Below are 8,101 nucleotides of genomic sequence, written 5' to 3'. Positions count from 1 at the left end.
GAGGCGGGCGGGGGGCCGGAGGCACGGCGGCCCCACGTGCTGGTGGCGGATGACGACCCTGTCTCCCGCAAGCTGGCGCAGCTGCACCTGGCGCCCTTCCGCTTCGACGTGACGCTGGTGGCGGACGGCGCCACGGCGTTGGATTTGGCGCGGCGCCGCGGTCCGGACGTGGTGCTGGCGGACGCGCTGATGCCGGGCATGGACGGCTTCAAGCTGTGCCTGGGGCTACGGCAGGACCCGCGGCTGGCCCGGGTGCCCGTCATCCTCACGCACACCGTGGCGCCCGACGAGCTGGACCTGCGCATGGCCCACAACGTGGGGGCCAACCGCTTCGTGCGCAGGACGCAGGAGGGGGACGAGCTGGTGGGCGCGCTCCTGCGCGAGCTGCGCGCCGGGGGGCCGTCCCACACGTCTCCGCCCGTGGACCTGAGCACCGAGGACCACCTGTACCGGATGGTGCGCCAGCTGGAGCGGCGGGTGGGGCTGCTGGAGCAGGCCGAGCGCACCGCCCGGGAGAGCGAGGCGCGCTACCGGCTGGTGGTGAGCGGCTCCTACGACGGCATCTGGGATTGGGACTTGCGCGGCCAGGCCTTCTACTGGAGCCCGCCGCTGCTGGACATGCTGGGCCTGGGGCCGGGGGACTTCGGCGGGACGTTCTCCGCCTTCCTGGAGTTGATTCACCCGGACGACCGGCCGGACGTCATGGCCGCGCTGTCCGCGCACCTGGAGCGGGGCACGCCCTATGATGTGACGCTGCGGCTGCGGCACGTCACGGGCACCTGGCGCTCGTGCGTGAGCCGCGGCCGGGCGCTGCGGGACGCGCAGGGCCGCCCGGTGCGGATGGCCGGCATCATTGGCGACGTGACGGAGCAGCTGCGCCTCTACCGCGAGACGCAGGAGGCGGTGCGCGCGCGCGACGACTTCCTCAGCGTGGCGGCCCACGAGCTGCGCACCCCGCTGGCGGCGCTGCGGCTGCGCGTGCAGGGCGCCCAGGGCGTGCTGCGCGCGGGCCTGGGCGGCGGGCCCGGGCGGCTGGAGCGCGCGCTGGAGTCGGCGGACCGGCAGGTGCAGCGCCTGGCGGACCTGGTGGAGTCGCTGCTGGACGTGTCGCAGCTCCAGGGCGGCGCGCCCCGGCTGCACCTGGAGGACGTGGACCTGGCGCTGGTGGTGCGCGAGGCGGTGGTCCGTTCGGAGGAGGCGGCGGCGCGCGCGGGCTGCCTGCTGGTGCTCAGCTCGCTGGAGCCCACGCCGGGGCGGTGGGACGCGGTGCGCCTGTCCCAGGTGATGACGCACCTGTTGTCCAACGCGATGAAGTTCGGGCCGGGCAAGCCGGTGGAGGTGGCGCTGGAGTCCGGACAGGACGTGGCGACGCTGATGGTGAAGGACCATGGCATCGGCATCGCGCCCGGGCGGCTGGAGAGCCTCTTCCGCCGCTTCGAGCGCGCCGTGCCGGTGCGGCACTACGGCGGGCTGGGCCTGGGCCTGTACCGGCTGCGCCGCATCGTGGAGGCACATGGGGGCGGCGTGTCCGTGGACAGCACGCCCGGAGAGGGCGCCACGTTCCGCGTCCGCCTGCCGCGCGAGCGGCCGCCCGTGGCGAGGGACTGACGGCGCGTCCCTCACCGCGGCCGCTACCCAGGTGGCAGGCCAGGCAGGAGGCGGGGGGCGGGCGTCCAGGCCGGCGGCTTCCGCACCGCTGGCGCGTTGAGACTGATACCGAGTGTCCAGGTGGGGCACGTCGACGTTGTGGACTGTCTGCCAGTGTGCGCTGTAGCAGCCACGGACCCAGCCATGTCTTTCAACTTCGAGGAATCGCTCTAGGTTCGATGGCCGTTTCCAGGGGACGCCATGGCAGAGGTGCTCGTCGTTGATGACAGCAAGGTGATGCGCGACATGGTGGTCGCGTGCCTGCGGCCCTATCCGGGCCTGACCTTCACACATGCTTCCAGTGGTTTGGAGGCCATCGAGCGGTTGTCGCTCCAGCCGTATGACTTGTTGGTGTTGGACCTGAACATGCCGGACATCGGCGGCATCGAGGTGGTGGAGTTCGTGCGAGGGCAGGACCGGCTGCGCGAGCTGCCCATCATCATCGTCACCACGCGGGGTGACGATGCCTCGCGGACGCGGGCGTTGGCGGCGGGGGCCAGTCGCTTCATGACGAAGCCCTTCACACCGGACGCCATCCTGTCGGAGGCGCGTGGGCTGCTGGAGGGGAGGCGCGCTTGAGCGCGTCCGTGGACCTCGCGGACTTCCTTCCCGCCTATCTGGCGGAGACGGAGGAGTTGCTGGGGATGGGGCACCGTCAGTTGCTGGCCATGGAGGCCAGCATCCGGCGGGGGCAGGCGCACCCGCGCGCCGTGCGCGAGCTCTTCCGCGCCGTGCACACCATCAAGGGCCTGTCCGCCATGGTGGACGTGGAGCCCATCGTCGACATCGCTCATTGGATGGAGACGTGCCTGCGCCACGCCGACCGCGCCGGGGGCCGCCTGCCCGAGGCCAGCGTGGAGCCGCTGATGGAGGGGCTGCGCGAAATCGAGCAGCGCGTCCGCCAGCTCGCCGCGGGCAAGCAGGCCTCGCCGGTGCCCCCGGGGCTGCTGGCGCGCCTGGAGGCGCTGGATGCCGAGAGCGCTCCGGGTGGGGGCGCCTCGAAGCCCGCGCCCGCCGCGCTGATGCTGGAGGAGGCCGTGGCCTCCCGGCTCTCCGCCGCGGAGCGGGAGCAACTCGCCACGGGCGCCACCGGTGGCCGCCGCGCGGTGCGGCTGGACTTCATCCCCGGCGCGGACCGCGCCGCCAACGGCGTCACCATCAACAGCGTGCGTGAGCGCGTGGCCCCTCTGGGCGAGACGGTGAAGGTGCTGCCCCTGTCGGGGGCCGCCGTGGGCGGCGGGGGGCTCACCTTCGTGCTGCTGCTGCTCACCGAGGCCTCGGACGCCGCGCTGCTGGAGGCCGCGGGGGGACCGCCCGCGTCGGTGCGCCCGCTGGCCGCCGTGGCCCCACAGGCGCCCGCCCTGGCGCCCCTGCCCGAGTCGGCGCTGGTGGAGGAGGAGCCCGAGGAGGCGCGGCGTGGCGGCGGCTCCCTGCGGGTGGACGTGTCCCGGCTGGACGAGGCGCTGGAGCGGCTGGCGGCGCTCGTCGTCAACCGTTCGCGGCTGACCCGCGCGGTGGCGGCGCTGACGGCGGCTGGCGCGCCCACGCGCGAGCTGCAGGCCATCCTCCAGGAGAACGCGCGCCAGCTCCGCGACATGCGCACGGCCATCCTCCGCCTGCGCATGGTGCGGGTGGGGGACGTGCTGGAGCGGCTGCCGCTGCTGGTGCGCGGCCTGCGCCGCAGCACGGGCAAGTCGGTGCGGCTGGAGCTGGACGTGGGCGACGCGGAGCTGGACAAGGCCGTGGCGGACCGGCTGCTGCCCGCGCTGGTGCACCTGGTGCGCAACGCGGTGGACCACGCGCTGGAGTCGCCGGAGGCCCGCCGCGCCGCGGGCAAGCCGGAGGAGGGCGTGGTGCGCGTGGCCAGCCATGGCCGGGCGGGGGGGCTCCTGGACCTCACCGTGGCGGATGACGGGCGCGGCGTGGATGCGCGGGCGGTGGCCACGCGCGCGGGCGTGCCGGTGCCCGCCACGCCGGACGCGCTGCTGGAGGTGCTCTGCCGGCCCGGCTTCTCCACCCGGGATGCCGCCAACGCGACCAGCGGGCGGGGCATGGGCATGGACATCGTCCACCGCATCATCGTGGACCAGCTGGGCGGCGAGCTGGGGATGGAGACGCGGCCCGGCGCCGGCACCACCTTCCGGCTCCGCGTGCCGCTCACGATTACGCTGCTGGACGCGCTCGTCTTCGAATGCGCCGGGCTTCGCTACGCCGTGGCGGTGGGCTCCGTGGAGGAGCTCATCGAGGTGGACGCCGCGCGGCGGGTGTGGCCCGCAGGCGCGGGAGGCGTGGCCTTGCTGGAGCGCCGGGGGAGCACGGTGCCGCTGCTGGGGCTGGCACGGCTGCTGGGACGCGGGGAAGCGGACGGCCACGGAGGCGGCTCGGTGGCCAAGGCGCTCCTCGTGCGTCAGCGCGGTGAGCTCGTCGCGTTCGGCGTGGACCGGCTGGTGGGGCAGCAGGAAATCGTCCTGCGTCCGCTGGAGGACCCCTTGGTGCGCGTGCCCGGCGTGGTGGGCGCCACGGACCTGGGGGATGGGCAGCCCACGCTGGTGCTGGACCTGGCCGCGCTCGGGCTGGCGCGAGGTGGCGGCGCGCCGCACCAGCGCAGGGCTCCCGCCCAGGAAGAGAGGCGCCTCGCATGAGCGTGCTGCATGTTGTGTTCAAGGTGGATGGAGCCGAGTACGTGCTGCCCGCGGCGGACGTGCTCCAGATGGAGTCCTTCGCGGGGGCCACGCCCGTGCCGGGCGCCGCGCCGCACGTCGCCGGGTTGGTGCAGGTGCGCGGGCGCGTCATCCCGGTGGTGGACGCCCGGCTGCGCTTCGGCCTGCCGCCCGTGGAGCGCACGCTCGACTCCCGGGTGGTGGTGGCGCAGCTCGGCAGCCGGGTCGTGGGGCTGGTGGTGGACAGCGCCCGCGAGGTGCTGAAGCTGGACCTCCAGCAGCTCAAGCCGCCCCCTCCGCTGGTCGTGGAGGGAGCGCGCGGTTTCGTGAAGGCCGTGGCCCAGGTGGGGCCGCGCCTGGTGATGCTCATCGATTTTCCTCGGGTCATCGGGGAGGAGACGTTGGATGGCGACGGAGAGCGGTAGCGCAGGGGTGACGCTGGATGTGGCCCGTGCCCTGGCCGGGGATGCGGTGCGCAGCGTCCAGGAGAGCACGGAGCTGGTGCTGGCGGTGGAGGGGCTGGCGACGCGGCTGGCGGCTGGCGGCAACGAGCAGGCCGCGGCCTCCGAGCAGGTGCGCGCCGCCATTGAGTCGGTGGCCGCGCACGTGGAGGAGACGGGGCAGTCCGTCCATGAGCTGGTGCGCTCGCAGCGCACGGTGAGCGAATCCGCGCGCGCCCAGGTGAAGGAGGCCGAGGCCACCGCGGGCACCCTCCAGGAGGTGAGCTCCTCCGTGGCGGGCGTGCGCAAGGACGCCGCGCACCTGGCGGCCTCGGCGGACGCCACGGCCGGGGCGCTGGAGGAGGTGTCGCGCTCGGTGAAGGGCGTGAGCGCCAACGCGGAGGAACTGGCCGCCTCCAGCGAGGAGCTGCTGGCCTCCATGACGGAGATGAACGCCACCGTGGCGGACCTGGTGGCGCGCAACCAGTCCAGCGCCGCCGCCACCGAACAGGTGGCCGCCACCGCCGAGGAGATGGCCAAGGGCATTGCCCGGCTGTCCACGGATTCGCAGGGCGTGGGCGAGCGTGTGGCGCAGGTGACACAGGCGGTGGCGGGAGTGGTCCGCACCCTGGGCGAGGCGTCCCGGGACGCCACGGCCATGGCCTCCAGCGTGGAGGATACGGCGGCCACGGTGGAGGAGCTGGCGCGCAGCGTGAAGGGCGTGGCGGAGAACGCCCGGACGCTGGAGACCCACTCCGCCAGCACCGCGTCCACCGTGGAGGAGGTGGCCGCCAGCGTGGAGGAGGTGGCCGCCACGGCGGAGAAGAACGCGGCGACGGTGGAGGCCAACGCGGCCACCATCGAGCAGCTCGCCCGCTCCGCGCAGGCGGTGGCGAAGGCCTCCGAGCAAATCAACACCCTGGCGGCTGGCAGCGCCGCCGCCTCCGCGCAGCTGGAGTCGTCCACGCGGCGGGTGGCGCAGATGATGGAGGAGGCGCGCGCCACCGCCGAGCGCGTGGGGACGACCGCGCGGGAGGGTGGCGCCACGGTGACGCGCTCCATCGCCGGCTTCGGCCGCATCCGCGAGTCCATTGTCGGGTCGGCCGGGGTGATGAAGGAGATGGGCCGGCGCGCCGAGGAGATTGGCGACATCGTGCAGACCATCAACCTCATCGCGGACCGCACGAATCTCTTGTCCCTCAACGCCAGCATCGAGGCGGCGCGCGCCGGTGAGCACGGCCGGGGCTTCGCGGTGGTGGCGGAGGAGATTCGCGCGCTGGCGGACCGCGCGGCGGCGGCCAGCGCGGACGTGGCGAAAATCGTTCGGGGCCTGCAGACGTCGGCGCGCGAGGCGGCCGCCGCTTCGGGCGAAGGCGTGCGGGCGGCGGATGAAGGCGCGGCGCTGGCCGGGGACGCCGAGCGCGCGCTGTCCACCATCCTCAAGGGCGTGGAGGACCTGGGGAACAACGTGCGCGAGGTGTCGCGCGCCTCCGGCGAACAGGTGCAGGCCACGCAGGCGCTGGTCCAGGGCACCGCGAAGGTGAGCGAGCAGGGGCGGGCCATCGCCTCATCCGCCGCGGAGCAGGCGCAGGCGTCCCAGGCGCTGGCGCAGGGTGGCGCGGAGATGCGGCGCATGGCGCGGCAGACGATGCAGGCCACCTCCGAGCAGGCGCGCGCGCTGCGCGAGGTGGTGCGCTCCAACGGCCAGCTCGCGGAGGCGACACAGAAGGTGTCGCGCGCCGTGCAGGAGCAGGCGCTTGCGGCGGCGGACCTGTCCAAGGGCACCTCCCAGATGCGCCAGCTCGTCCAGGGCGTGAGCGTGGCGGTGACCACCCAGAGCCGTGACGTGGCGGGGGTGGGCACCCTGGCCCAGGAGGCGGCGGCGGCCACCCAGCGCACCCTGGTGGGGCTGGCCGAGCAGGCCACGGCCGCCCAGGAGGTGACGCGGGCCATGGAGGAGACGCGCAAGCAGGTGGCCCAGTCCTCGCGCGGCATGACGGAGCAGGCCCGCGCCCTCAAGCAGGGTGAGACGGCCAGCCGCCAGGTGGCGAAGCTGGCCGCGTCGGTGACGCGGGCCGCCGAGGAGCAGTCGAAGGCGCTCAGCGGGCTGGTGCGGGAGGCGGACGAGGTGCGGCGCGTGGCGCGGCAGACGTCGCGCGCGCTGGACGAACAGACCGAGGCGCTCGGGGCGCTCACGGGCTCCGCCAGCCGCCAGGCCACGGGCGTGGCCGTGGTGGCGCGGGCCAGCGCGGAGGCCACGGCGGTGATGGAGGACCTGGCCAAGGGCGTGGAGGAGATTCGCGTCCGGGCCCGGGACATCACCACCGCCACCGCGCAGCAGTCGCGCACGACGGCCACCACCGCCGCGGAGGTGCGGGAGGTGGCGGGCCGGCTGGCCCACCTCACGCGGCTGCAAGGCGCGCAGTCGGAGAGCCTGGCGCGGCTGCAGGGCGCGCTGGGCGGTGTGAAGGACAACCCAGAGGCCGCGGCGTCCTCGTCGCGGGAGCAGCGGGCATGACGGCCGCATCCTCGACGTCAATGCATCCGCTGACGCTGTCGGCGGAGGACCGCTCCCAGGTGGATGAGGTGGAGCAGCTCGCCCGGCGCGGCGCCTCCAGCCTGGCGCTGCTGGTGGGCGGGCTGGATGCCCAGAGCTGGGCGGTGCGGCGCGCCGTGGTGGGCGCCCTGGCGAAGCTGGGGACGCCCGCGGTGGCGTCGCTGCGCGACGTGCTGGTCCACCGCCGCGACAGCGAGGCGCGCGTGGCCGCGACGGTGGAGGCCCTGGTGGCGTCCTCCGGAGACGTGGAGGGCGTGCTGGAGCCGCTGGGCGAGGACGCCAACCCCGCCGTCGTCTGTGACGTGGCCCAGGTGCTGGGCCGGCGCCGCAGCCGGCGCTCGGTGCCGCTGCTGTCCCGGCTCACCGTGCACGCGGATGACAACGTGGCGGTGGCGGCCATCGAAGCGCTGGGCCGCGTGGGCGGCGGCGCGGCGGTGGATGCGCTGCTGGCGGCGCTGGGCAGCGGGAACTTCTTCCGCATCTTCCCCGCCATCGACGTGCTGGGCCGGTGCGGGGACCCCGTCGTGGTGCCCGCGCTGCTGGGCCTGCTCGCGGACCCCTTCTACACCCTGGAGGTGGCGCGCGCGCTGGGGCGCACGGGCCAGGAGGCCGCGGTGCCCTCGCTGGTGGGGCTGCTGCGCCGGGGCAATGACTCGGCGGTGCGCGCGGCGGCCGTGGCGCTGGTGGACATCCACGAGGCCCAGGTGCAGCGCTTCGGGGGTTCGCGCACCGTGCAGGCCGCGATGCGGGGCCCGGAGTCGGCCGTGCTGGGGCGGCGGCTGTCGCAGGGCGTGACG

At 74.7% G+C, this 8,101-nt stretch carries 6 protein-coding genes; all 6 read left to right on the top strand.

Features of this window, described 5'->3' with window-relative positions; translation table 11 throughout:
- Nucleotides 1-1,608: hybrid sensor histidine kinase/response regulator (locus G4D87_RS29005; RefSeq protein ID WP_163785955.1), on the top strand; the 1,608-nt coding region annotated here is incomplete at its 5' end.
- A gap of 240 nt (nt 1,609-1,848) precedes the next feature.
- Nucleotides 1,849-2,226 carry a response regulator gene (locus tag G4D87_RS29000; RefSeq protein ID WP_163785954.1) on the top strand — a complete coding sequence of 126 codons (378 nt, stop codon included), beginning with the start codon at nt 1,849-1,851 and terminating at the stop codon, nt 2,224-2,226.
- Nucleotides 2,223-4,289, top strand: coding sequence for a chemotaxis protein CheA (locus G4D87_RS28995; protein ID WP_163785953.1), 2,067 nt, complete (start codon nt 2,223-2,225; stop codon nt 4,287-4,289). Before G4D87_RS29000 ends, G4D87_RS28995 begins: the two co-directional genes overlap by 4 nt.
- Nucleotides 4,286-4,732, top strand: a complete 447-nt coding sequence (locus G4D87_RS28990) for a chemotaxis protein CheW (protein WP_163785952.1) — start codon at nt 4,286-4,288, stop codon at nt 4,730-4,732. Before G4D87_RS28995 ends, G4D87_RS28990 begins: the two co-directional genes overlap by 4 nt.
- On the top strand, nt 4,713-7,265 hold the full coding sequence (locus tag G4D87_RS28985; protein ID WP_163785951.1) for a methyl-accepting chemotaxis protein: 2,553 nt from the start codon (nt 4,713-4,715) through the stop codon (nt 7,263-7,265). Before G4D87_RS28990 ends, G4D87_RS28985 begins: the two co-directional genes overlap by 20 nt.
- A partial coding sequence (locus G4D87_RS28980) for a HEAT repeat domain-containing protein (protein WP_163785950.1) occupies nt 7,262-8,101 on the top strand: 840 nt, incomplete at its 3' end. The genes G4D87_RS28985 and G4D87_RS28980, both read left to right, overlap by 4 nt.

This window comes from Myxococcus vastator (assembly GCF_010894475.1).
GTDB lineage: Bacteria > Myxococcota > Myxococcia > Myxococcales > Myxococcaceae > Myxococcus > Myxococcus vastator.
The sequence above is the reverse complement of the archived record's forward strand: the minus strand, read 5'-3'. Positions and strand labels throughout refer to the sequence as shown.